Genomic DNA, 242 nt, shown 5'->3' with positions numbered 1-242 from the left:
CCCTGGAACCTTTCCAGCCTGATTCATGCCCCATTCCCTTTAAACTTCACATAGAAATCATCGACCAGAACAGCCAATCTATGATTTCCAGCGGGTATGAATTTAACTCTCTTCTGATACTAAAAGTGGCTTATATCAAGCCCTATCCCCCAACGTCTTACAGCCCAAAGCCCAATATCCAAGCCTGACTATATCCCGTATGTTTTCCTGCAACAACCAATACATTTATGGGGCAGGATATG

Annotated in this window: 1 protein-coding gene; it reads left to right on the top strand. The window is 43.8% G+C overall.

Annotated features, from left to right (window positions below):
• A partial coding sequence (locus ACY2RR_RS24650) for a hypothetical protein (protein ID WP_490110844.1) occupies positions 1–188 on the top strand: 188 nt, incomplete at its 5' end.
• Positions 189–242 lie beyond the last annotated feature (54 nt).

It is taken from the genome of Parendozoicomonas sp. 2304DJ65-17 (assembly GCF_058148445.1).
The sequence above is the reverse complement of the archived record's forward strand: the minus strand, read 5'-3'. Positions and strand labels throughout refer to the sequence as shown.